The organism is Paenibacillus diazotrophicus (assembly GCF_042610465.1).
In genome coordinates, this window is record NZ_JBGJZN010000003.1 from 76,094 (window position 1) to 98,872 (window position 22,779).

Consider the following 22,779-nt stretch of genomic DNA (forward strand, 5'->3'; position numbering starts at 1 on the left):
AAATGTCCTAACTATATTTTAAAGTATTACCGAATCATGTTTTATATTATTTTATACTACTTTATCAGACCTAACGGGGGAATCTATCAATGCAAATGAAAAACCGAATCATCACCACTCTTACCGTCGCTACCTTGTTACTCACACAAGCTGGAACCGCCCTTGCAGACAGCGCAATCGACGTGTATCTGAAAGGAAAACTACAAACCTTCGAACAATCGGCAATCATCAAGGACGGATCAACGTTGGTTCCCATGCGAGCTATTTTCGAGGCATTAGGCGCAACGGTCAAGTGGGATGCCAAGCAGCAAATCATCGACGCTACAAAAGGTGACAAGGTCATCCGCTTGCAGATTGGTTGGAAAGGCGCTTGGATCGGGGAAACCAAAGTGGCATTGGACGCTGCTCCACAAATCATAAATGGCAGTACAATGGTGCCGCTACGCTTCATCGGTGAAGCCCTTGGTGAGAAGGTCGAATGGGATAGCACTTCTCGTTCCGTCCTCATTTCAACTGACAAATCGCAGCTTCCGAAAGCGGATAGCGGGGTGTATAAAGGCTATGCCACTGTCATGAGGGATGCGATAAAGAGCGAAACGTCGACAGGTGTCAAGATGCCAGACGCTACCTATAAGATTCTAGAGAGTAACAGTGACGCGTTCTTCGCGACTAATCGGGACAAGTTCTCTCTCTACGACAAAGCTAAACAGGTAAGTTCAGCTAATATGTCAAAGAATCCAGCTCAGTACAGCTCTACAATTGCTGAGGTTAATCGAATCCGAATTTTTGATGTCCAGGAACTGACTGCTAAAAGTGGGCAAACCACCACTATGGCCTATGGAGAGAGTGAAAGCGGTGGCCTGTTCTTCCAGATTTTCTACGCCGGTTCTAAGAAGCTGGCGAAAGAAGATGTTATCGAAATGGTGGGAATTTCTGCAGGCAAGTCTCAAATCAGTGTGATCAATCGTCAAGGCAACCAGTACGACGCTCCCGTAACAGTTTTCGTAGCCGGTAATATCTTTACTGCTTTAGAAGAGTATCAGTTGCAGGCAGAACGCGGCAAAGGTGAGACCATCGAGTTTGACGATGAGGCACAGGCGCGTCTGAATAAAGGAACAGTGAAGAGCTACACAGGCGAGATGGGTCTCGTGCAGGCGGCTGAGGACGGAGTGCTTAGCGAAGTACAGCGTCTAGTCGGAACAAACCATGTCGATGCTAACGCTCTACCCGACAATCGGACTCCGCTGATGGCAGCAGCACTTAAAGGCAACGACGAAATCGTCACTTATCTGCTGTCCCTGGGAGCCGACCCGAACCTAGGCTATTCCTTTACGTCACCGCTAAGCTCCGCAGCATACAGCGGGAAAGCTTCAACCGTGAAGCTGCTGCTTCAAGCAGGTGCAGTCCCAAATGACTTTGCTCTAAGTACGGCAAGGGATAATGGATATGCTGACATCCTGACGCTTCTGGAAGCTGCTACGAAGTAACGAACCTTTAATCATAATCCCCATGTTGCTTCTAAAGGACATGGGGAATCATTTAATAATAGGTAGTAGAATGGAGGCGTATCACTTGGCAATTCTTTTTTTTGACATGCTGAGAAACAAGATAGACACGACAAAAGCGGAAGCAGCGGTGAGAAGAGCAGAGAAACTAGACAACAAGCGATTCCGGCAAGCACAGACGTTCTCAGATCGGCAAGCCACAATCAGCACTAAGGCTGAGCTGGAGGATGCCATAAGCAAGAGATACGGTACCATCATCGTTGTAGGAGAGCTAGCTAAACATGTCAGCTCAGCCTACAAGGCCAAGCATAAACTGGCTGTGCTGGAGAAGACTCCCGCAGTAGTGTCGGCCGGAGCCTTAGCGGCTGTCGGCATAACGGAGTCTGTTGTCATAACCGCTATTATTGCCCTAGCCGTTATTCTAGTTGTTGCATTATTCAAGAATTACGATATCGATACCGATATTCAAATAACCAGTGAACAAGGTGAATTACAGCCAAAAGTTAAACTAAAATTGGTTAAGAAAATAACTTAAACTCAATTCTAATATCCCTAAGTCCTTTGAGACTCAGGGATATTTCTTTATTACATGGATAAAAAATACATATAGTTTATAGAAACAAATTCAATTTAAGAAATAAGTATCTCGTTTGGATAAGAATCCATTCCCTTTATGCAAATGTTTAAAGAATCCATAACCTATAGAAAAGTTAAATAAACTTCTAATCGATTATAGGAAGATGCTGAAGAGTCTTACATAGTATTTCAATACAAGTAAGCGCAATAAATGTATGTGTTATTATTGTTGTAATAAGCTGAGTAGTCATCTGCTATTAAAGAACTGATTAAAACATACTGGGAGGATGCCCCATGAGTCGTGGAAATAAAGAGCATTATGGAAATGCAGATTTAAAGGAACTGTTGAGTGATTTGGGATGGGGTAGTTCATCCTTCGATAATAGATTCAAACGATTCTGTGAGGTGTATGGTTTTGAAGACCAGGATTATAACATGTTTAAAAAGGACCCTGAAGATCAGTTGAGTGAGTATGAGTTTAGTTGGGAGTGGTATCCTCTTTTCCGAGCAATATTGAAGTCTCTCCCAGAACACCCCTTTTTTCGAGAAAACCGTCAAATTAATAATATTAATGTGGAGGATATAGGCTCTTACTACACAAGTCTTTTCAATGAAATCGAAAAAATGCCAAACCATTTAAAATATGAAATAATGTCTCACCCCTTGTATCAAAATGCGTTAAAGGAATCGTATGCGGCCAATCATTTGTCCAATAAGATTGCTGAATCTATTGCAGCGATCGAGCTCATCACGAAGCAGGAGCGAGCAGATATTATGATTCAAATTTATCAGCAGTTAGATGAGTGGACATACAATGCTTTTAAGCATAATTATTCCCTGGACCTTGCTCGTTCGGGATATCATGATAATAACCAAGAGCTATTAACTCGAATGATCGGCGATGACAATTGCAAAAATCCAGATTTCAAAGAGGAAAATGAAGCATTAAGAGCTCAATGGCTTCAAGAAGAAGAGTACAAAAGGGTAGAAGCAAGACAGTCACAAATTGACTCTCTGCTTGTTCACATATTACGACGCTATCTTACAAACGATAAAATGCCCCAACCCGAGGGCAAATTATCAGCTGAGGAAAAGCGGTCGCGCCTTAAACTTCAAATTAAAAAGAAGGAAGAGAAGCAGAATATCTTGGAATTAGTTGAGAGTCTATCCCTACAAAATCAGGAAAGCAAAAAACGAAACAAAAAGACTATTGAGGAGATAAAGAACTTTCGCTTTGCATACGAACAGTTTTTAGAAAAGACATCTTTATTGAACGAAACCCAAATGGGCCAAATCGATTTGATGAAATTAAAAATTGAGAGTTGCAGTTATATTGAACGGACTGCTAGAGCTACGATTCAAAGTGTCCAGAATGAAGTTAACAATTTCAGCGAAGAGCAAATTGAAGCAGCTAAAAGAGGTTATATAGAGAGGCGCAAGGCGTATCTTGAAGATGTGATTAACAATTGTGAGGAAGAGCTTGCAAATCTAGAGAGCGGTAATACGAGTATCAAGGACGCGGCAAGCTTTGAACAGGAAATCCAAAACGAATACCTGAAGTTTTGCGATGAAGTTGGAATTTATGCCCATCAATATAAAGAAGCAAGTAGTTCCTTCATAGGTCAATTGATCATGGCACCAAGTTTTAAACTACGAAAAGATAAATAAGTATTTTTTAAGGGCACATTCACTGTGCCCTTATTTTTTTTGCCCCCAACTTTTAAATGAATGATGGGTGGAAAATGAGATAGTAGCCTGTCTAACTTATATTTAGGTAGCAAGCAAATAACACACCAATATTAAAGGAGGAACCAAACCATCGAGGACAAAATCAAAAATAAAAACAACCAAAGCCGACAGGAACAGAACTTGGATGGCTGCAAGTCCATACACATTCTCGTTCGTGAGAAGGGTATCAAAGTAGCACTTCGAGAGATTAATAAGAAACTTGTTGATCGGCTTGGTGTTATGTCGCTTGGCGTTAGAACGGTTAAGGCTAACAGCATTTTTTGTATGGCGGATTTTCAAATCACTCTCGATGTAGCAGGGAAAACAGAAGGGCATAAGGCTGCTATGAAACGTGTGGTACATGACAGCCTTGAAGTTTTTGAACATGTAGAAAGCGATGATAAGTTACGTTTTACATCTTATCGTGGTGAAGGATCAATTGTTTTTGAAATAAAAGATATTCTTGAAATCGTCAATCATCGAGGTCCTGCAATCGTGAAGATCATGAAACAAATTGGCATTTCAGACTATATGATTGATTTCGATATTGAAGTCAGACAGCCTTTATCGATGCAAAACTACAATAACTAGGAGGGTTTAACTATGCACAAAATGAATGTTACCGTCATTACCACTTTTGAATTAACCAAGGAAGTAGTTAACGAATGCACCAATTTAGACAAGCTCACAAAGGAACTCCAGATATTTGAGAAAAAGGAACGGAGGTTACTAAGGTACAAGGACCATTTCTTAGAAAGCTACGTGGAGGACGTAAACCAGTTCCCTCCCTCCCGATTTGCAGAGACTTCTATGATTCAAGTTGAAGGAATAGATACAGAGCCAGATGGAATCTGTGGGCTTTACAGAGTGAAATTCAAGATTCCTGAGCTAATTGTAGGTGACTTAGCTAAAGTCAATCGAGTGCGCTTGGCGGCTGATTCAGCAATAAAGGCTACCGCAAAACACTGGTATGTCAAAGATGAGTTGACCGAATTAGAAAGTCTTCTTCTGGTTATGGAACTGGAGGTTAACAGAGCCATTTCCAAGGCATTATATCGAACAAATGAAAGATTTATTCGATCAAATATTAATATAGGCACATGGTATTCTGTACGTTTCCTAACCGAGAATAACGAACCGTTGTTAACTGTTTGGCGCGTAAAGAACTGCATTCCTGCTTTTTGAATTTAATTTTTCAATAAGTACAAAAAGAATGGGTTGGGTGATTCTTTCTCAGATCTATTCTTCACTGAAAATTGCTGCAAATAGTGTCGGTACATTGTTGCCACTTTCATTATGATGCTATTTGCAGCTACAACAGTTGTACCGATAGGTAATCTCTTCTCCAATGAAAGGAGGTGAGATCAAACTTCATGAATCAAACATCTCAAATTACGCTAGAAGATTGCACCGTTCCATTAGGTATAAATCCCTTAGAAGGGGATGAAGTAAGTAGGCTTGAAGAGCGTGGCTTTCATTATGACGCTAATGGGAAAATTCGCTTTAATGCTAACGTGTTCACCGCTTATTTCCTATCGCGAGTAAAGCTTGTACGCAATAAAGGTGCCTATTATATTTTCCGGAGAATAGGGAAATATCAGGAAGCTAGTGAAAATGATTTGCTCCGGATTACTCGGCAAATTATTCATGAGGCTAAAGGAAATATATACCAAACCAATTTTAGCCGAGAATACATGCAGGTGCTCAAACTTGAGACACCTCAAGTGGACTCTTTAGATTCATTCAAGCATCTTATTAATGTAAAGAATGGGATGCTAAATATGCTAACGGGTGAGCTGATACCTCATTCGCCTGAATACTACTCTACCGTACAGTTAGATTTAGAGTATGCCCCTGAGGAAGAAGCAGAGCTGTTTAATCAATTCATTGCCGAGATTATGCTGCATGATGAGGACTTAATCGCTCTTCTGCAAGAAGTTGTCGGATATATTCTGTCATCAGAGACTCGAATTCAAAAAGCATTCTTTTTCGTTGGTGGCGGATCTAATGGAAAGGGCGTTTTGACAAAGATAATTACCCAATTGGCAGGGCAGCGGAACGTTTCAAACCTTACGCTGAACGATTTCGGTGACCGCTTCCGAATCGCCGATCTTGTGGGTAAAGCTGTAAATATTGCATCTGAAAATGAAGTTGGCCAGCGGGGACTTCAAAGTGAGAAGTTCAAGCAGCTTGTAGCTGGTGATGATGTTATCGTAGAGCGCAAATTTGAAATGCCATACAGCTTTACGCCGATCTGTAAATTTTTATTTTCAGTAAATGCCCTACCTCGGAATACGGATCATTCACATGGGCTGTACCGAAGATTACAACTAATTCCTTTTGATCTCGAAATTCCTGATGATAAGCAGGATTTGGGATTAATTGAAAAACTAGAAGCTGAGCTACCAGGCATTCTTAACTGGGCCCTCGATGGTTTAGAGCGATTAAGGGAAAATAACTTTATCTTTACTGACTCTGAAAGGTCAAGGGCTCTTTTACGACGCTATAAGCAAGAGCAGAACCCATTACAAGTTTTCATAACAGAGTTTATCGATTCTGGCTCAAATAAAGAAGGGCTGTTTCGAAGTGAAATACGCAAAACACTGAAAGCTTGGTGTTTGGACAACGGCGAAGAGGAGCTATTGAGAATGTCTGCTCAAATGTTTTGGCCGCTGTTTAAAACAGTACTTGCAGAATTGGGATTACCACACGAAGAGAAGCAGTTTAATGGTAACTACCGCTTCAAGGGCTTGAAATGGAAGTAGCTGTACATCATTACGATTTCTTTAGTATTTTGTACTGTAAGTGTTGATTAAGTGGTAAGCAGCGGAATGAAAAACCCTTGCTCCACAAGGAAAAGTGTAAAAGTGTAGTGCATCGGATAACCAAATTCGTTTTTTTACTTATTTCAATAAAAACGCAATGCGATAGATTCCAGTTCACTCTACACTTTTACACCTTTTCATCTATGGCAACGAAATCTTTATTTTTTCATTGCTTGATCCACACTTTTTTTACACTCAAACCGAAAAGAGGATAACTTCAATGCCAATTGTTAAAAAAGCTCAAACACCTGCAACTGTAACGATAGCAGAGGGAATATATAACGGTATGGTAAAAAGCACATCCTTGCTTAACAACGTCCAAACCATGAATGGACCTAGGGATAAGCTAAAAATCTCGTTTGATATTGATTGTAACGGTATCCAGCAAACAGTCAGTGAACGATACGATGCTGAATATTCCGAAGGAAGTAAGCTGCATAGTGTGTTTGATGTCTTTCTGGAAGAGGTGCCTGAAGAATTCGACACTGACATTCTCGTTGGTCTGGAATGCCGAGTTGAAATCGAACGGAGACAACTCTCTGATGGAAAACCTTGGAATGGCGTTAAGGCGGTTCTGCCTCCCAGTTATGACACGGAAGTAGTATCTCCAAGTCATAATGCATCAACAGTGACCTTACCTCCAGTAATTCCACCTACTACAAAAACAATGAAAAGAATGAAACCCTCCCCTGCAGCTGCGATAGCAGCAGTTCTTGCCAAAAGGTCGGGTATAAAGAACTCGCCATCTTCTGATGCCGGATATCTTTTCGAAGATGAAGAATCGGAAGGTAGTGAGGAGTAAAGATATGGTTCGATTGCAGCGGAATCAAAACAATGGTAGCTACATCTCCGAAGGTATATATCAAGCGGTTATTGATACCGTCTATGTTGATCGTGCAGTGAGGGTTGGGTCTAATCTATGCGATCAGTTGGTTATCATTTATCAGGCAGCAGTTGGTCAGTACCTTCGAACGGTAAGGGAGAGATATTTTCTTCCTTACCGCGAAAACTGCCGACTAGCCGCTGTACTTCACTCATTACTAGGCTATGTGCCGGATCATTTTGATAGCGATCTTTTGATAGATAAGGATTGTTACATCAGAATTCAGCATAAAGAATTAGCCTCAGGTCAAAATTGGTGCTATGTCGATGAAGTTCTTCCAATGTGATTGAATCATAATGATCGTAAATAAAGAAGTTATAAACTTATATTATTCCTATAGAATCCTGATTCTTTCAGGAAAACTTCTATAGGAGATGAGTTCAATGCATACCATTACGAGTCACGAACATATTGGCAAACTGCTCGAAAGCGACCAGTTTCCTGCTGCTGTGAAAGGATACCTAAGAACCGAATATGAATCATTGCAATCTGCGCTCCATTATGATGAAGAACAGCCGTACTCAATGAAGACTCACGGGTACAGTATGGCCGTATTGGAATCTAAAGAAGGCAACGAGAGTCTATTTGATGGTTCCCACGGTCTGGACCTACTGAATTCGACTCCAGAGTACGTGGAACTGGTAGAACTGCCCGATGGAGTTTGTATGTACCGAGCCTGCCTGATGCCCGACAACGAGTGCTTTCTGCTGATATACGCGCTCAGGGGCGCTTTAAGGCCAGAATTGGAACAGTGGTTTGCGGAGCAATCTGGATGCCTGGCTAAGGAGGACTTCGAATGATTAACTCTAAGCCTAAACCAGCTAAGCGTATTGAGGTTATTTCTCTAAGAATGGTACGTGAAAAAACATCGCTGCTCTATCCCAATCGTGTGATTCGCTCACCTCAAGATGCGGTTGACTTGTTCCGCCAATTCATCGGTGATTGTGATCGGGAATCATTCTGTATCCTTTGCCTCAATACAAAAAATGAGCCTACCGCTATGCATCAAGTATCTTACGGGTCGCTGAATGCCTCTATTGTCCATCCCAGGGAGACGTTCAAGCTTGCGATTCTTGCCAACTCTGCTTCCATTATTGCATGCCATAATCATCCGTCAGGCCAGCCAGATCCCAGCCCTGAGGACATTGAGATAACAGAGCGACTGAGGGATAGCGGCTGCCTGCTTGGCATCGATCTACTCGACCATCTTATTCTTGGAGAAGGCATTCAATTTACAAGCATGAAGGAAAGGGGATTGATGTAGATGTCTTATATATTTGATTCCCAGCGTTACGTAACGCGAGGCGTAAATAATGAGCTCAACCCTGAACTGCAACTGCTTCTATGGGTGTTACTAGATGAACAAATCCAAAGCAACGTACAGATGGACTACCTTCAAGTATTTGATTTGACTACTGAGAACGAGGGAAGTCATATGGTTCAAAAGATCTTCCATTCTCAAGAGCAACCGAAGCGTATTAAATCCAATAGTTATCCGGGTGTTAATACGCCGCTGCATGGAATTATCGTGTGGATAATTGATAGCGGCGAGTACGTGACGATGCTCTTGCCATCAGAATATTGAGAGGGTGGGACAGATGAATCCAAGGGTTATTAATCTCATTATCGTAGCGCTTCAAATAACAATCGAAATCATTAAAAGCAGCAGAAATCATAAATAGAGTAAACAAGTCTGCTTATAAAGGCGGTAGGCTCTTGTTTCGATGACATACTTCAAAGGGGGAGCTGCTATGAGAGACGGCTTTAATGTACAGTACGAATTTGAATCCGCTATTGATTTGCTCTCGGATATGGTTATCAACTACATTTCCATGCAAGAGAAAAGGGCATCATACCGTGCAGAAGTTATGCTCTGGCTGGAGCCAGTTGAATTGCTGGAAATGGAAGAACTCGCTAACCATGAACTGACCTCACAACTTCTTGGGACAGCAGACTACCAAATGGTCGCCTGAGAATAGGAGGTCAACCTAATGGTATCAACAGTAGCCCTCTACATTCGGGTCTCCACAGATGAGCAGGTGGATGGTTACAGCATAGATGGTCAGATGGATATGCTTAAGGCATTCTGCAGACGGCACAATCTAACTCTATATAAAGCATATATAGATGCAGGAAAATCAGCAAAGTCGATTCAGGGCAGACCCCTTTTGCAGCAGTTACTTGTGGATGCACAGCAGGGATGTTTTCAAAACGTCTTAGTCTGGAAGCTAAATCGGCTTTCACGCAACCATAGTGACTTGCTGCATATGGTGAAAATTCTTAATAAGAGCAATGTCGGAATAAAGAGCGTGACAGAAGATATTAATACCGATACGACGATGGGCAGCTTTGTTGTACAGGTGCTGAGTGCTATTGCTGAGTTAGAACGGGAACAGATTTGTGACAATGTCCGTTTAGCTGTGCAAGAGCGCAATCGGCAGGGGTGCTGGAATAGCGGGAATATGGTGCTCGGTTACCGGTGGCATAAGAATCCTGAACCTGGACAGCAACAGCTTGAAGTTGTGGAACCTGAGGCTGAGCTAGTCCGAACTATTTTTACCATGTATGCAGATGGATTAGGGTACAAGGCAATCACCAATCGACTAAATGCTGCAGGCTATTTGACCAAGAAAGGTCTGGCTTTTGGAATCGCAGGGGTGAGAGGCATCCTGAATAATCCTAACTACATAGGAAAAATACGCATTGGTACAAGCCAGCGTCATACAGGTATTGAGGTACAACTGATAAAGGGCGAACAAGAAGCAATCATTACTTTGGAATTATGGGAACAAGTCCAAGCCAAGCTACGCAGTCGATCGAACCCGCCATCGAAGAGGATCAAACGGCATTTTCCATTGTCAGGATTGCTCAAATGTCCTGAGTGCGGGTGCAGCATGGTTGCAGCACACACGAAGAGCTATAACAAAAACGGGACGATTCGGAAGAACTACTACTATGTATGCTCACTCTATAGGAGTAAGGGCTCCGTTGCATGCAGCTTAAACGCGATTCGTGCAGATGATATGGATTGTTGGTTCTCTCAACAAATTCAGGAGCTTGTGACTAAACCTCCTTTACTGAATCAAATCATCGCGACGGTGAACGATAAGCGGGATCTACGCCGTAAACCTCTTGAGGATGAAAAGAGAGGTCTGATTAAGGAGTTGGCTGCATTTGATCAGCGGCAGCAGAGATGCTTTGAGTTATTTGAAGAGGAGCATATTCCTCAGGAAACTCTAGTGGTGCGGCTTAAGGAACTTGAAGAAAAGAAAGCTGTTAAGCAGGAGTCCCTGCGAGGTGTTGAAGAAAAACTTGCCAATCAACAGATGCAATTGGTAGATAGCAATAAGATTCTTACCGTATTGAAGAATGTGTGGGCGATGATCCAAACCTCCCCGCATGAACAGCAAAAAAAGCTGTTTAAGAGCTTATTTGATAAAATCACGCTCCCCCCTGACAAGGATATATCAAAAGCTGTCGTACATGGCAGTGCGTCGTTAAATCATATACTATTCACAAATAACATGGAGGAATTTCAATGCAAAACCAACAGCCAATCCGTTTAAATCAAGGCCGAGTCGTGCTGGAACTAGAGCGAGCATTCTCATGTTAATGATCGCGGATAAGATACGTCGTGTTGCTATATACGTTCGTGTAAGCACGGAAGAGCAAGCGGAGCATGGTTATTCCATCGATGCACAACTCAAAACGCTGACAGACTACTCTAAGCTCTATAACTATGAAATCTACCGCGAGTACGTTGATAGAGGTATCAGTGGTAAGAGCATGGATAACCGCTTCGAGCTGCAGCAGATGCTTCAGGATGCTAAAAATAATTTATTTGATACTGTCTTGGTGTGGAAGTTTAATAGATTGGCGAGAAATGCTGAGCATCTTTCACAAATCGTCAATATACTGAATAAAAATAACGTCGCGTTTATGTCCATGACTGAACAGTTCGATACCTCAACGTCACACGGAAAATTCATGTTGCATATCATGGGGGCTGTAGGACAGCTTGAACGGGATACCATAGTTGACAATGTTAAGATGGGTCACAAACAACGTGCTAGGACAGGGAAGCACAATGGTAAGCTACCGCTAGGGTATCAAAGTGTAGAGGACATCGTGAATGGCGTTCGGAGTCGGGAATCAAAAGTAGAGATTGTTCCTGAGGAAGAAGTCATTATTCTCAAGATTTTTGAACGATTCGCTACCGGACGAGGATTTAAGTCGATTGCGAACGAACTCAACCATGAAGGTTATGTTACTCGATCTGGTGGAGCCTTCTCCATCAGCGGTGTGAAGGAGATTCTGGACAATCCATTCTTTGTTGGAAGGATACGTTATGGAAGGTATGAAAACTGGAGTGAGAAAAGGCGTAAGGGCCTTAACACCACACTGGAGACTTTTGATGGAATTCATCCTGCTATTATTTCGGAAGAGTTATGGAACAAAGTACAGTATTTACGCAAGAAAAAATCAGTGGTCTCGCTGAAGCGGTTCGATGGCGAGTTCCTGTTAACCTGGCTTATCCGTTGTCCGAAGTGCGGAGCGCCGATGGTAGCTAATCGGACTCAGAATCGTAAGAAGGATGGCAGTAAGGTCATGCGTCTATACTACTCTTGCAGCAACTTCCGTAACAAGGGGAGCAAGGTATGCAGCGCCAACAGCATTCGGAAGCTGGAGGCAGAGAATTATGTAATTGAACGGCTTAAAGAAGTATTAGCAAAGCCTCAAATACTCAAGGCGATTGTAAAAAACATCAATGAGAGGAAAACGAAGCGTGTCAAACCCCTACAGCAGGAACTTGAGCACCTTCTGGTTAAGATAACAGAGCTGGAGGTGAAGCGGCGAAAGTATTTTGACATGTATGAAATGAACGGCTTAGATAAGACGATGTTCTCCAAGCGGCTTGATGACATTGGTGAAGTACTGGAACGACTACATGTCAAAAAGGCGGAGCTGGCTGCTGAAATGAAAGACGACCATGCGGAGCCCGTCTCCTACGAAGTTGTCCGCGCTCTTCTGAACAAGTTCGATAAGCTACTGGACTCGTCATCCTTTGACCAACGAAAGACCTTAATGCATTTGGTCATCAAGCAAATTACAATCAAGGATTCAAAAACCATCGACCAAATCGATATGCACTTCGATGAGAATACGATACACCATTTTTTAAGCGCTGACCCTTCTACGAATCATGCAGAAGGGTCTTTTGCTGTCCAGATGAAGCGAGAGATCCAGGGTCGAAGCATTTCTATTGCAATTTGACAGTTCGGGTGACCGCAATCCACTGTCTGCCTAGAATTGCGTCAGTTGGTTCAAAATTTCCTTTTAGGCTGCTACGGTCACTTCTTACAACACTGACACTAAATGCAGGTCAAAAGAGGGGGGCGGGTAGCGGATGCAATGCTGTGAGCGGTAGGGGGTGTTCAGAGGACATAGCGGATGACATTCCAAAAGGCTTGTGGGAAACTGAATCTAAGAGAATATGGAGGGATGGTAAATGCCTCAATTGACGAAGAAGGAAATCGAGACGATAGCCAAGACTATTTCAGAGCATTTTGTAGAATATACATCCAAGTATGAGGTATTGAAATATCCAGAAGAGCCTTACCTGAAATGGAAGGAAAGCTTTTCTGACCCTAAGAATGTTGGACCTGATGAAATAAGTCGAGCTTTCGAATGGAAGTACGGACATTGGGGGAAGCCAAATTACGTCCCCGCCCATAAAGTCATTATTGCCAAGTTACAAAAGTATTGGTCTGAGTTTGCTGAAGCAGGCAAGCTGGAGCTTGACGACATTTTTGCTTTCTGGGAAGAGAAACTGGCAGGACATCAATCCTTCATTACAATAGCATTCTTATCAAACCTAATATGCTCAAAGAAAGTGGAGCTAATAGATCAGCATAATTTTCGGGCAATGAACTATTTGATGTCCACTGTAAGGCCGGATTGGGTGTGGAAGAGGAAGCCTGTAAGCCATGAGGACATTACGGATTTTTCAACATTCTTACGATCCCTGCTTCCAGCGGTTAAAGAGGCTAAGGGAAATAAGCGTGAGCTGGATAAATTCCTCATGATGTTTGGGAAGCATAAGGTGAAGGGTATTCCAGTGTCCCGTTCTAAAGTGGCTCCAGCAATTTCTAAAAAGCATGACTGGAACTCATTCTCATCAGAGACCTTCGACATAGGGAAAATCACTTTACGATCCAATGCAGATCTGCTCTTTGCTCTACTACTCCAATCACTCGATGCAGATGGAATTGGCGATGGGGTCACCTATACAATAGAAGAGATCCAGAAAAGAATACCGATGCAAAAGACAGGAATTGCGGTTAGCTCCAGCTACAATTACGCGCTGGTTGCTCTGTTCGGAAATCAGAGGGGAAGAGATTACTTCACGTTTGAGAATGGAAACTTGGGTCTGTACTTCACAGAGCAGGCTAACGATCCATCCAGGGATAATACGTGCTGGAAGAAATACCTTGATGAGAAGGTCAGTATCAATCCGAAATACGTGAAAACGGGTTGATGGAGGCAGCCGGTAGCTCCGAGCCATATTACATCCTAAAAAAGCGTCAGTAGCGACAGAACACGCAGGCAGTCTTTATTGGCACAGAGAGACTATTTTTTCTCTATCAAATTAATATAATGGGATTCAACGGAGGGTATAGTTTGTTCCACTCCGGTCCAAGCTTTGTAGCTTTGATAACCCAGAACAGTACCGAAAATCTCAACTTCATCTCCATTAAGGAGCTTACCTGAGTCGTCTTTACGAGTAACAAAAATAGTTATTGGCTCTTTAAAAGTTCCAAGTTCCAAATCCTCATTTAGATTGACTCTAAGCTGATTCTCTTCCTTACCAATTACTTGAACTATTGTTCCTTTAAGTTGAACCTGCATACCCTTATAGGAATCATCCGCTGACCTGGCCAAATCTCTGGGATTTGGCTGGGTTGAATGTGCTTTATATTCTGCTAGTGTTGGAATGGAGTCTACTTTTGCAACTGATGCCAAGGATGAAGGCTGGGACTGGGTATTACTGAACATTGATGCGCCGAATATTAGCAGGACTATAAAGGCCAACGTTGAAAGGAAAAACTGTTTTTTTAATCTGCGTACATGTTTGATAAAGAGAGCGATGAAAAAACAAACAAAAACTGTAATGAGTCCACTCAGCCCAAAGAAAATCATAACACTATAAAATCCGTTACCAATCGATTTCGTTGCCGTAAGGGTTATAAGAGCAATAAGAAAGAACAATCCGGAAAGTGAAGTTAGAACTATCATGAACCATTTTGGAATTGAAGTTGCCTTTTCTTTAGTGGCGACAGCAGGGTAATTCGTACTGAGCAACCAGTTTCCACAAGCTTTACAGTAGTTCCTATGTTCCTCGTTTATTTCTTTACACGTTGGGCATATGTAAGAAGGCATTTTGACACCTCGCAAGTTTTGTATGATTGAATTACATTCGACGAGGTAACAGATATTTCCTTCCCATGTGGGATAATGGACATTTCAATGGAGAGTTGTGAGGTAGTTGGATTGGTTCTCAGTCAGGAAACTGATCTATGGAATACAAGATGCAATATCGTAATCATTTAATTTATATTATCTTTCTTCTTGCTGCTTAATGAATCATAATGGGAAATGAATACATATGCACCAAACAGTAAACTGCCTAGAGGGGGAAGTATGATGGAAAACTCCGAGTTTCTTTTTAGAAGACTAGAAAAAGAAGGTTACGACCTTATTAACAAGATGATCGAGACTAAGCAAGAAGAACATCTATTTCTTGACTTTAAAGAAAAAAAGGAGGCCTCAAGAGTAGGGCTTTCCGATGATGATAGAAAGAATTTCGCTAAGGCACTTTCAGGATACTCCAATTCGTCTGGTGGAGTAATAGTTTGGGGTATAAGTACCAAAAGAGTAGGAAATGAACCAGACGCTGCGGATGATATAAAGCCAATCTCCTCATTGAAAAGATTTCTCACTGATTTAAATAGCTTAATTAGTGATGCTCTAGTGCCGGTTAACCCAGGAGTGCAGAATATCCTTATAATGAAGCCAGATGAAGATGACACCGGATTTATTGTAACTTATGTCCCCGAAAGTCAACTTCCTCCTCATCGAGCAATGTGCAAAGAAAACAAATACTATGTTCGGGCTGGCGATAGTTTCGTTATTATGGAGCATTATATGCTGGCGGATGCCTTTGGTCGAAGACAAAAGCCAAACGTTGAACTATATTATAATTTTCAATCCGGTGGAACAACTGGAAATAATGGACTGTTCTTAGAACTTGTAATGGGTATTAAAAACACTGGGAGATATCTAGCCAAATTCCCTTCCATTTTAATTGATATGGATAAACGCTTTATCTTAAGTGATTATGGAGTGGATGGAAATTATAACTGGAATATAAAAAAAGTTAAACAGACCAATGAACTTTTGAAGAATGGAGTGCTTTTCGCAGGTACAAAAGATGAGGTAATACATCAGAATTCGCTTTTAGAAGTTGCTATTTATCATTTTCATATATATCCAATTGGGATTTTAGATTTAATTAAAAATCAAAACAATTGGGGGAATATCGAAATCAGTTATGAGATATACGCAGAGAACTTCATTAGTTTCAAAGAGACTATCCAGATACCATTTGTTAAAGTCATAGAAGCGCTGAGGTCTAGCAACATAATAAATGATGATAACGATGACTAGTTCTTCCCACATTTGAGTTCTATTAAATCTCACAGTGAATTCGTTGAGCTCCTAAAGATAAAATTAGTTGCTATTGAGAAAGAAGGATTAGGTTATGATTGATAAAAATCCTCAGGAATTATATCAGAAAATAACAAGATTTGTCGCAAATAATCAACTTCTTGATCGACTTGATTCTACGCTTAATGAATTCAACCCAATCAAAGTGATGAAAGCGGACCAGTTCGAGATAAGACATTCCAATATATTAGCGTGGCTTCTTAACCCTAAAGAAAATCATTATTTAGGAGATATGGTCTTAAAAAAAATATTCGCAGAAATACTCTGTGGAGATGTAATCATTAAAAATCACGGTTTGCAAATAACTGACGTTCTTTTAGGAAGCTTTCACGATGCTGATGTTCTTCGTGAATGGAGAAACATAGACATTGTTGTTATCTCCAAGAAGAATAACCTGGTTCTTTTCATTGAGAATAAGGTCTATGCTGGGCTAGCAGATCATCAATTACAAAAGTATCTTAACATCATCAGAGAGTCATATCCTTCAATACAACACGTCATACCAGTGTTCTTGACATTGAGTGGTGAGGAAGCTCCCCATTCAGAATACTACAGCTTCAGCCACACAGATATATTAGCCATTCTAAGAGCCATTCTTGAATTGAATCAAGATAAGATGAACGAGAAAATATTCGATTTTATCTCCTATTATACTAAGACGCTGGAGGTGTTAACTATGCAGGATGAGCAGTTAATTAGCCTATGTCGAGAATTATACAAACATCATAGAGAAGCCATTGATGCAATTATTAAATATGGAGTGGTGTCCACCTCAACGCTGAACCAAGCAACAGATATGCTCAAAATAAACATAGCCATTACAGACCATTCTAATCATCCGGATTTTCACTTGAGTGATAAGGAGTTTTGGTTTATTCCCACTTCATTAAAAGTTAATATGCCACAAATAGTTGGTTCATGGAAATCGCCGTATCCTTTTTCATATTTCTTTGCTGCAGAAGAAAAAAGACTCTTGCTGATCCTGGAAGTTGGACCGATAAAAGATGGCCAGTTGAGAGTAGATTTAATGAATCATATAGTTCAAAATGATATTGGGAATTTATTTAGAATTAAGGCAAATGCGCTGACGAATATGAACGTGAAGTTTACAAGATTAAGATCTAAAAATATCGAAATAGATGATTGGTCCGACGCTGATCATGTATTTGAGCGAATGAATTCCCTGATGAATCAATTTCAGTTTATCGAAGTTAACAATGTACTGGAGGGCATTCTAAAGGGATTTCACCTAGGCCAAGTGAACGATAAAATCTAAAATCCACAAAGAGAGCAAAAAAATCAAACTACAATACTCCCCTGCTAACTGAGCTGGGGTTTTTGTGTTCTGAACTTTCTGATAGTGTTAGACCATCGAATGCAGATCTCACTACCATACAACTGACACTACACATAGAAGTGACAGATGGAGTGTATGGGGTGAACTTCTACGAAGACGAAATTTAGCCGTTATAACGTGTAAGGTGAACCGTATCATAAGTAGGGCGAAATTTACTCGCTGCAACACGTTAGATTGTCCCAAAAAAATTAATAGCAAGCGAAAAGTGAGGTGAACAGTAAAGGGAGCCGTCCCCAAATCATCGATTTAGGGACGGCTCCCTTTGATTTTCGCAACCTACTTTCTCCGGAAATTCAGACGTGCAGCTGGTAACTCCCCCTTCGGCATCTATAGATGACGCCCCTATTGCTTGTTTCGAGATTTGGCGACTTCGGGTTCAATTTCGGATACAAGTTTTTCGAGTATTCGATTAAATTGTTGTTTTTCATCCATCGTTAGAACATTTAAAAATACAGGCTGAAATTCTCCAGCTTGATTTAAAACTACTTTGCCGGCTTTAGTTAGCGTAATCATCATCACGCGTTGGTCCTCTTCAGATTTATACCGCTCGATGAATCCCTTTTTTTCTAGCTTTTTAATCATTTCAGAAGCAGATTGCGGGCGCATATCCAATTGATTGACTAGTTCCTTTTGGGAAATACTTGGTGTCTGATGAAGGATACTCAATATTTTCCCTTGACCTCGATTTAGAGAGGTAAACACGCTGCTGCCTTTAAGTATGTTTTCTTTTAAGAACGCCGTAAGTAAATCATTATATTTCATGAAGTTAGTGGTTATATCGACGTTTAATTGTTTTTCATCCACAATAATTTCCCCTTATTTGTTCTCCGTACCCCTCTATTTTATCAGGTCACCGAAGTAATTCAAAATATGTTGTTGACATTTTAATAAGGGTACCTTATTTTATTAGTAAGGTACCCTTATTAAATGTGCAAAGGAGAAAACAGAATGACAGAGCTAGCCGTTTCAACTAAAGAGCTCGTTAAAGAATTTCCTAACAAGCGAGCAGTCGATGGTATTTCTTTGGATATTAAGAAAGGAGAGATCTTTGGTATTCTCGGTCCAAATGGTGCAGGAAAGACAACTTTCTTACGAATGCTTGCAACGATTACTAAAGTGTCAAAAGGCAAAGCCATGATTTTTGGCAAAGACGTCACCAAAGACGCTCGAAAGGTTCGAAGCTTGATTGGCTTGACGGGCCAATATGCAACCGTTGATGAGGAATTGACCGCGATGGAAAACTTGAAGCTCTTCGGGCAATTGAATGGCTTATCAGCGAGTCAATCCAAAGCGAGGGCTCTTGAACTTCTCAACCAGTTTTCATTAACCGAGGCAAAGGATCGACCGATTCGTGAATTTTCGGGCGGGATGCGTAGACGGTTGGATTTATCGGTGAGTTTAATCGTGAAGCCCCCACTCATTTTTCTTGATGAACCGACAACGGGCTTAGACCCACGCACACGAGGAGAGATGTGGGAAGTGATCCGCAACTTGGCAAGCGACGGGGCAACGATCTTGCTGACAACTCAGTATTTGGAGGAAGCGGATCAATTAGCAGATCGACTAGCGATAATTAATCATGGAAGAATCATTTCTCAGGGAACGCCGAATGAATTGAAGTCTTTGTTAAGCGATACCCATTTTGAAATTATTCTGGAGCATATGAGGGATGCCGAAAGAGCCAAAGGATTAATCAAGGCGGAAATCGCTCAGGAGGCCATGATTTCACCCGAAGGAACCAAATTGACCGTTAAGCTGGCAGACACGAAAGTGATGACGAGATTACTATTAGATTTAACTCAGCAAAATATAGAAATCAAGGAGTTTTCGGTTAGAAAACCAACGCTTGATGAGGTGTTTTTGGAACTAACAAAATAATTAGGGGTGATAAACATGGAATCCATGATAAGCAAACAAAACAACTTAAAGAGCGCTCTGTATGATATTGTTGTAATGGCAAAAAGAAATATCCTGAAAATCAAACATAATCCCGATAAATTGATCGATGTAACCGTAATCCCTATTTTCTTCATGATCGTTTTTTCTTATCTGTTCGGAGGTGCGATTGCTGGAGGTGTACAAGGATACTTGCCAATCATCGTGCCGGGAATTCTAATTCAAACACTGGTCATGTCGTCAGCGGCAACGGGTACGCAATTACGAGAAGATTTGGATACTGGCGTTTTTGATCGGTTTAAGTCATTACCCATTGTCCGGATTGCTCCACTGGCTGGTTTAGTGGCATCAGATATTTTACGATATGTCGCGGCGGCTTTTTTCTCGATCGGTACGGGCTTTATTCTTGGATGGCGTCCGGAAGCCGGGTTTGGGTGGTTGATCGGCGCTTCGCTTTTGGCCATATTCGGTGCATGCGCAATCAGTTGGGTGTTTGCATTGATTGGTTTGCTATCCAAATCCGCAGCAACGATCTCTAGTATTTCGACAATGGTCACCATGATGATGTCGTTCCTATCCAACGCCTTCGTGCCTATTGATACGTTGCCCCATTTTTTGCGGAGCGTAGCTGAACATAATCCTATTACTTATTTGGTCACGGCTTTTAAAGATTTAGCCAATCATGGAGAGTTCACTTCAAACGCATCAATGACCATCTTTATCGGCATACTCCTTGTTATGATTGTCGCTCCAATTACAGTTCAAATATATAACAGAAAAATTTAGTTAAAGTAAAAAAGGACAGGGGCGACCGCCCTGTCCTTTCTTCATAGATGAGGGGGGCTAAGGATGGCCCTAAAACTTTCATTACCTATAGCTCGGAGAGCGGAAATACAACGGCAGCTCCTGGTAGGTGACCTCATTTACGCCATACCGCGGTGCGCCATCTGCATTTCAAGGATCAGAATCTGCATTTCAATCCAAAAGTGTTCATCTCCTCTTCAATAATTGTTGTATACTGATGGAAAATAAGGCTAGGAGAAATGCTGTAAAGCGAGGTGTCATGGATGTATAGGGTGGCGATATGCGATGATGAGGAGATTCAAAGAGAGCTGGTTAAGAGTATACTCATTGCCTTATCTATCAAAACAAATGTAGAGTTCGAAATCGAGCTGTTCGGCTCAGGAGAGCAATTACTGTCCCACTATGAGCGTAATGAAGCTCCCTTCCATATTCTTATTCTGGATGTAGAGATGGGGGGGATGAGTGGGATTCAGACCGCCCGAAAGCTCAGGAGCTTGAATCACCTCGACGAGCAAATCGTGTTTCTAACGAGTTATCCTGAATACATGATAGAGAGCTTCGATGTGATCACCTTCCAATATCTGATTAAACCTATTGCGCCTGAGATTCTAGAGGAGAAGATCATCAAACTGTACCAATACTTCCAAGCGCAAGACAAGAAATTTATGGTCATTAAGTCAGGTTACGAAGAGGTCGTCTTAAGATATGATGACATCATTGGGATTGAGGCTGCGAAAAGCTTAACGATCAAAAGCAAACTCAACATTATTACCACCAGTCAAACCTACGAGAGCAAAGGCATTATCACGGATTATGCAACTGCATTAAGAGACAGCAACTTCTTGCAAATCCATCGCTCGATCCTCATCAACCTGCTGCATGTGAAGAAGTTCGCCAGCGGGGTTGTTCTCATGTCTAATGGAATGGAGCTGCCGATTGGTCGTTCGAAGGTTAAAGAGGTTAAAGATTTCTACACCAAATATATGATTATGAAGGTTAACTAATATGATTCAATATCATTTACCAATTATCATTTGTGTGATACTAGTGATGTGCTTCCAGATCAACTTCTTCTTTAACTCCGTATTTGATAAGTCCACTAGAAAGCCGAATAGAATCGGTTACTTTATCATTTATAGCATTCTTAATTACCTCTATTTAGTCGTGCAGATGTCCGCTTACTTATCCTCGCTAGTCGCTTTACTTATGATTTTTACTATTGCGCATTCTTACAAGGTAGAAATCAAAAACAAGGTGATTTTTACAGTTCTGTACGGAGTTCTGGTGACGATGACTAATATGATTTCGTTATATATTTTCGCCTCATTAGATTCTATAGACTTCACCACCCTTGATTCTAGTAACGAGAATGGCCGTTTGATCTTTACGAAGACGATTTTGCTTAGCTGCATGATCATGTTCGCTGTCATTCAGATTATTAGACTCATTGCGAAACGCAGAAGCTTCTCTGTGCATTATCGTTATTATCTTTTATTCTTATTCGTCCCTCTGATCAGCATGTATCAGGTTCATGTACTCACTACTTATAGTGAGAAGAATATTTACTATTTCATCGCGATTATTGGATTCCTTCTCTTGAATGTGATGGTCATCTATCTCTTCGATAATATCGTGGATAAATTTCAATTGCTGCATGAGAAAGCTCAGCTGCAAGATCAGATGGATTATCAGGATGCGAACTACGAGAAGACGGTCCATAGCTTCAAATCGATTAAAAGAATCATTCATGATACGAACCAACAGTTTCTATATATTGAAGAGTGTATTAAACGTAATGATTCAGCAGCGGCACTAGAGCATATCAAGGTAACACAGAATAAAGTAGAAGAGGCTTATCAACGAGTAAATACGGGGAATCTCGCGATTGATGCTCTGGTAACGAATACTCTTAATATTGGGCAAGCCAATGGAATTCGAATAGATATGAAGCTGCAGTTGTACTCCCAGGATGTCCACATTGACCGTTATGACTTGTGCGTCGTTCTGGGGAATATGCTGGACAATGCCATCGAAGCCTCTAAGAAGATCAAACTGGCGGAGGACCGGTACGTTCGTATTAAGATCCATTCCAATGAGAACGCGATCTTCATTCAAATCGTCAATCATATGGAGAATGAGGTCGTTCAGCTGCGCAGCCAGAAATCAAGCCCCGAGTATCATGGTATCGGCTTAACCAACATCGCAAGAATATGCGAGAAGTATGGTGGGAACATGACGATTGAGGCAGAGCATAAGGTGTTTAACAATATGGTGGTGCTACCTTTCCACACGAACAATCCTTAGACAACTTGTTGTTTAGGGATTGTTTTTTTCGTTTCAGGGTTTTTTCCAAAGGCAGAGGTCTTTTCCTTGTATGATGAATTTAGTAAAAGATTCCATGGGTGAATTTGAGGAGGA

Annotated in this window: 23 protein-coding genes; 21 read left to right on the forward strand and 2 right to left on the reverse strand. The window is 41.3% G+C overall.

Annotated elements, in window-relative coordinates; all coding sequences use genetic code 11:
- The first annotated feature begins 89 nt into the window (after nucleotides 1-89).
- The 15 genes from ACAN54_RS14540 to ACAN54_RS14610 all read left to right on the forward strand — a co-directional run bounded on the left by ACAN54_RS14540 (nucleotide 90) and on the right by ACAN54_RS14610 (nucleotide 14,055).
- On the forward strand, nucleotides 90-1,487 hold the full coding sequence (locus ACAN54_RS14540) for a stalk domain-containing protein (protein ID WP_379156108.1): 1,398 nt from the start codon (nucleotides 90-92) through the stop codon (nucleotides 1,485-1,487).
- A 22-nt stretch (nucleotides 1,488-1,509) separates the two neighbouring features.
- On the forward strand, nucleotides 1,510-2,040 hold the full coding sequence (locus ACAN54_RS14545; protein ID WP_379156111.1) for a hypothetical protein: 531 nt from the start codon (nucleotides 1,510-1,512) through the stop codon (nucleotides 2,038-2,040).
- 335 nt (nucleotides 2,041-2,375) lie between these two features.
- Complete coding sequence (locus ACAN54_RS14550) at nucleotides 2,376-3,749, forward strand: hypothetical protein (RefSeq protein ID WP_379156115.1); 1,374 nt, start codon at nucleotides 2,376-2,378, stop codon at nucleotides 3,747-3,749.
- Between the two features lie 201 nt (nucleotides 3,750-3,950).
- Entirely contained in the window at nucleotides 3,951-4,400 is a 450-nt protein-coding gene (locus tag ACAN54_RS14555; protein ID WP_379156118.1) for a hypothetical protein, read from the forward strand.
- 12 nt (nucleotides 4,401-4,412) lie between these two features.
- Nucleotides 4,413-4,994: a hypothetical protein gene (locus ACAN54_RS14560; RefSeq protein ID WP_379156121.1), complete on the forward strand. Its 582-nt coding sequence runs from the start codon at nucleotides 4,413-4,415 to the stop codon at nucleotides 4,992-4,994.
- A 188-nt stretch (nucleotides 4,995-5,182) separates the two neighbouring features.
- Nucleotides 5,183-6,574: a DNA primase family protein gene (locus ACAN54_RS14565; RefSeq protein ID WP_379156124.1), complete on the forward strand. Its 1,392-nt coding sequence runs from the start codon at nucleotides 5,183-5,185 to the stop codon at nucleotides 6,572-6,574.
- A 280-nt stretch (nucleotides 6,575-6,854) separates the two neighbouring features.
- On the forward strand, nucleotides 6,855-7,436 hold the full coding sequence (locus tag ACAN54_RS14570; RefSeq protein ID WP_379156127.1) for a hypothetical protein: 582 nt from the start codon (nucleotides 6,855-6,857) through the stop codon (nucleotides 7,434-7,436).
- Between the two features lie 4 nt (nucleotides 7,437-7,440).
- The gene (locus ACAN54_RS14575) at nucleotides 7,441-7,803 is read left to right on the forward strand and encodes a hypothetical protein (RefSeq protein ID WP_379156130.1); all 363 of its coding nucleotides are present in this window, start codon (nucleotides 7,441-7,443) and stop codon (nucleotides 7,801-7,803) included.
- Between the two features lie 97 nt (nucleotides 7,804-7,900).
- Nucleotides 7,901-8,317, forward strand: a complete 417-nt coding sequence (locus ACAN54_RS14580) for a hypothetical protein (RefSeq protein ID WP_379156133.1) — start codon at nucleotides 7,901-7,903, stop codon at nucleotides 8,315-8,317.
- On the forward strand, nucleotides 8,314-8,781 hold the full coding sequence (locus ACAN54_RS14585) for a JAB domain-containing protein (RefSeq protein WP_375104397.1): 468 nt from the start codon (nucleotides 8,314-8,316) through the stop codon (nucleotides 8,779-8,781). The genes ACAN54_RS14580 and ACAN54_RS14585 overlap by 4 nt, the downstream gene beginning before the upstream one ends.
- Nucleotides 8,782-9,102: a DUF960 family protein gene (locus tag ACAN54_RS14590; protein ID WP_379156137.1), complete on the forward strand. Its 321-nt coding sequence runs from the start codon at nucleotides 8,782-8,784 to the stop codon at nucleotides 9,100-9,102.
- A 166-nt stretch (nucleotides 9,103-9,268) separates the two neighbouring features.
- Nucleotides 9,269-9,490 carry a hypothetical protein gene (locus ACAN54_RS14595; protein ID WP_094869774.1) on the forward strand — a complete coding sequence of 74 codons (222 nt, stop codon included), beginning with the start codon at nucleotides 9,269-9,271 and terminating at the stop codon, nucleotides 9,488-9,490.
- Between the two features lie 18 nt (nucleotides 9,491-9,508).
- The gene (locus ACAN54_RS14600; RefSeq protein WP_379156141.1) at nucleotides 9,509-11,083 is read left to right on the forward strand and encodes a recombinase family protein; all 1,575 of its coding nucleotides are present in this window, start codon (nucleotides 9,509-9,511) and stop codon (nucleotides 11,081-11,083) included.
- Between the two features lie 46 nt (nucleotides 11,084-11,129).
- Nucleotides 11,130-12,791 (forward strand): recombinase family protein, encoded by a 1,662-nt coding sequence (locus tag ACAN54_RS14605; RefSeq protein ID WP_379156144.1) that lies wholly within the window; start codon nucleotides 11,130-11,132, stop codon nucleotides 12,789-12,791.
- Nucleotides 12,792-13,026: 235 nt separating this feature from the next.
- Complete coding sequence (locus ACAN54_RS14610) at nucleotides 13,027-14,055, forward strand: hypothetical protein (protein WP_379156147.1); 1,029 nt, start codon at nucleotides 13,027-13,029, stop codon at nucleotides 14,053-14,055.
- A 92-nt stretch (nucleotides 14,056-14,147) separates the two neighbouring features.
- Here the strand turns inward: ACAN54_RS14610 and ACAN54_RS14615 are convergent, their stop codons facing one another.
- Nucleotides 14,148-14,813, reverse strand: coding sequence for a hypothetical protein (locus ACAN54_RS14615; RefSeq protein ID WP_379156150.1), 666 nt, complete (start codon nucleotides 14,811-14,813; stop codon nucleotides 14,148-14,150).
- A 408-nt stretch (nucleotides 14,814-15,221) separates the two neighbouring features.
- Here ACAN54_RS14615 and ACAN54_RS14620 point away from each other — a divergent pair, with 408 nt between their 5' ends.
- Nucleotides 15,222-16,244, forward strand: coding sequence for an AlbA family DNA-binding domain-containing protein (locus ACAN54_RS14620; protein WP_379156153.1), 1,023 nt, complete (start codon nucleotides 15,222-15,224; stop codon nucleotides 16,242-16,244).
- A gap of 94 nt (nucleotides 16,245-16,338) precedes the next feature.
- The gene (locus ACAN54_RS14625; protein ID WP_076105151.1) at nucleotides 16,339-17,580 is read left to right on the forward strand and encodes a PDDEXK-like family protein; all 1,242 of its coding nucleotides are present in this window, start codon (nucleotides 16,339-16,341) and stop codon (nucleotides 17,578-17,580) included.
- A 423-nt stretch (nucleotides 17,581-18,003) separates the two neighbouring features.
- Here ACAN54_RS14625 and ACAN54_RS14630 read toward each other — a convergent pair whose 3' ends face one another.
- Nucleotides 18,004-18,465, reverse strand: a complete 462-nt coding sequence (locus ACAN54_RS14630; protein ID WP_379156156.1) for a MarR family winged helix-turn-helix transcriptional regulator — start codon at nucleotides 18,463-18,465, stop codon at nucleotides 18,004-18,006.
- A 144-nt stretch (nucleotides 18,466-18,609) separates the two neighbouring features.
- Between ACAN54_RS14630 and ACAN54_RS14635 the strand changes: the two genes are divergently transcribed.
- The 4 genes from ACAN54_RS14635 (at nucleotide 18,610) to ACAN54_RS14650 (ending at nucleotide 22,665) form a co-directional block, all read left to right on the forward strand.
- Complete coding sequence (locus ACAN54_RS14635) at nucleotides 18,610-19,539, forward strand: ATP-binding cassette domain-containing protein (protein WP_379156159.1); 930 nt, start codon at nucleotides 18,610-18,612, stop codon at nucleotides 19,537-19,539.
- Between the two features lie 15 nt (nucleotides 19,540-19,554).
- On the forward strand, nucleotides 19,555-20,343 hold the full coding sequence (locus ACAN54_RS14640) for an ABC transporter permease (protein WP_379156162.1): 789 nt from the start codon (nucleotides 19,555-19,557) through the stop codon (nucleotides 20,341-20,343).
- A gap of 281 nt (nucleotides 20,344-20,624) precedes the next feature.
- Entirely contained in the window at nucleotides 20,625-21,365 is a 741-nt protein-coding gene (locus ACAN54_RS14645; RefSeq protein WP_379157502.1) for a LytR/AlgR family response regulator transcription factor, read from the forward strand.
- A 1-nt stretch (nucleotide 21,366) separates the two neighbouring features.
- Nucleotides 21,367-22,665: a GHKL domain-containing protein gene (locus ACAN54_RS14650; protein WP_379156165.1), complete on the forward strand. Its 1,299-nt coding sequence runs from the start codon at nucleotides 21,367-21,369 to the stop codon at nucleotides 22,663-22,665.
- The last annotated feature ends 114 nt before the right edge of the window (nucleotides 22,666-22,779 follow it).

Excerpts from the sequence above, each read along its gene's own strand:
- ACAN54_RS14650 (WP_379156165.1), top strand. The coding sequence starts at position 21,367 with ATGATTCAATATCATTTACCAATTATCATTTGTGTGATACTAGTGATG.
- ACAN54_RS14590 (WP_379156137.1), top strand. The coding sequence starts at position 8,782 with ATGTCTTATATATTTGATTCCCAGCGTTACGTAACGCGAGGCGTAAAT.
- ACAN54_RS14625 (WP_076105151.1), top strand. The coding sequence starts at position 16,339 with ATGATTGATAAAAATCCTCAGGAATTATATCAGAAAATAACAAGATTT.
- ACAN54_RS14605 (WP_379156144.1), top strand. The coding sequence starts at position 11,130 with ATGATCGCGGATAAGATACGTCGTGTTGCTATATACGTTCGTGTAAGC.
- ACAN54_RS14620 (WP_379156153.1), top strand. The coding sequence starts at position 15,222 with ATGGAAAACTCCGAGTTTCTTTTTAGAAGACTAGAAAAAGAAGGTTAC.
- ACAN54_RS14570 (WP_379156127.1), top strand. The coding sequence starts at position 6,855 with ATGCCAATTGTTAAAAAAGCTCAAACACCTGCAACTGTAACGATAGCA.
- ACAN54_RS14580 (WP_379156133.1), top strand. The coding sequence starts at position 7,901 with ATGCATACCATTACGAGTCACGAACATATTGGCAAACTGCTCGAAAGC.
- ACAN54_RS14550 (WP_379156115.1), top strand. The coding sequence starts at position 2,376 with ATGAGTCGTGGAAATAAAGAGCATTATGGAAATGCAGATTTAAAGGAA.
- ACAN54_RS14540 (WP_379156108.1), top strand. The coding sequence starts at position 90 with ATGCAAATGAAAAACCGAATCATCACCACTCTTACCGTCGCTACCTTG.
- ACAN54_RS14635 (WP_379156159.1), top strand. The coding sequence starts at position 18,610 with ATGACAGAGCTAGCCGTTTCAACTAAAGAGCTCGTTAAAGAATTTCCT.
- ACAN54_RS14585 (WP_375104397.1), top strand. The coding sequence starts at position 8,314 with ATGATTAACTCTAAGCCTAAACCAGCTAAGCGTATTGAGGTTATTTCT.
- ACAN54_RS14600 (WP_379156141.1), top strand. The coding sequence starts at position 9,509 with ATGGTATCAACAGTAGCCCTCTACATTCGGGTCTCCACAGATGAGCAG.
- ACAN54_RS14610 (WP_379156147.1), top strand. The coding sequence starts at position 13,027 with ATGCCTCAATTGACGAAGAAGGAAATCGAGACGATAGCCAAGACTATT.
- ACAN54_RS14595 (WP_094869774.1), top strand. The coding sequence starts at position 9,269 with ATGAGAGACGGCTTTAATGTACAGTACGAATTTGAATCCGCTATTGAT.
- ACAN54_RS14640 (WP_379156162.1), top strand. The coding sequence starts at position 19,555 with ATGGAATCCATGATAAGCAAACAAAACAACTTAAAGAGCGCTCTGTAT.
- ACAN54_RS14560 (WP_379156121.1), top strand. The coding sequence starts at position 4,413 with ATGCACAAAATGAATGTTACCGTCATTACCACTTTTGAATTAACCAAG.
- ACAN54_RS14545 (WP_379156111.1), top strand. The coding sequence starts at position 1,510 with ATGTTGCTTCTAAAGGACATGGGGAATCATTTAATAATAGGTAGTAGA.
- ACAN54_RS14565 (WP_379156124.1), top strand. The coding sequence starts at position 5,183 with ATGAATCAAACATCTCAAATTACGCTAGAAGATTGCACCGTTCCATTA.
- ACAN54_RS14645 (WP_379157502.1), top strand. The coding sequence starts at position 20,625 with ATGTATAGGGTGGCGATATGCGATGATGAGGAGATTCAAAGAGAGCTG.
- ACAN54_RS14615 (WP_379156150.1), bottom strand. The coding sequence starts at position 14,813 with ATGATAGTTCTAACTTCACTTTCCGGATTGTTCTTTCTTATTGCTCTT.
- ACAN54_RS14575 (WP_379156130.1), top strand. The coding sequence starts at position 7,441 with ATGGTTCGATTGCAGCGGAATCAAAACAATGGTAGCTACATCTCCGAA.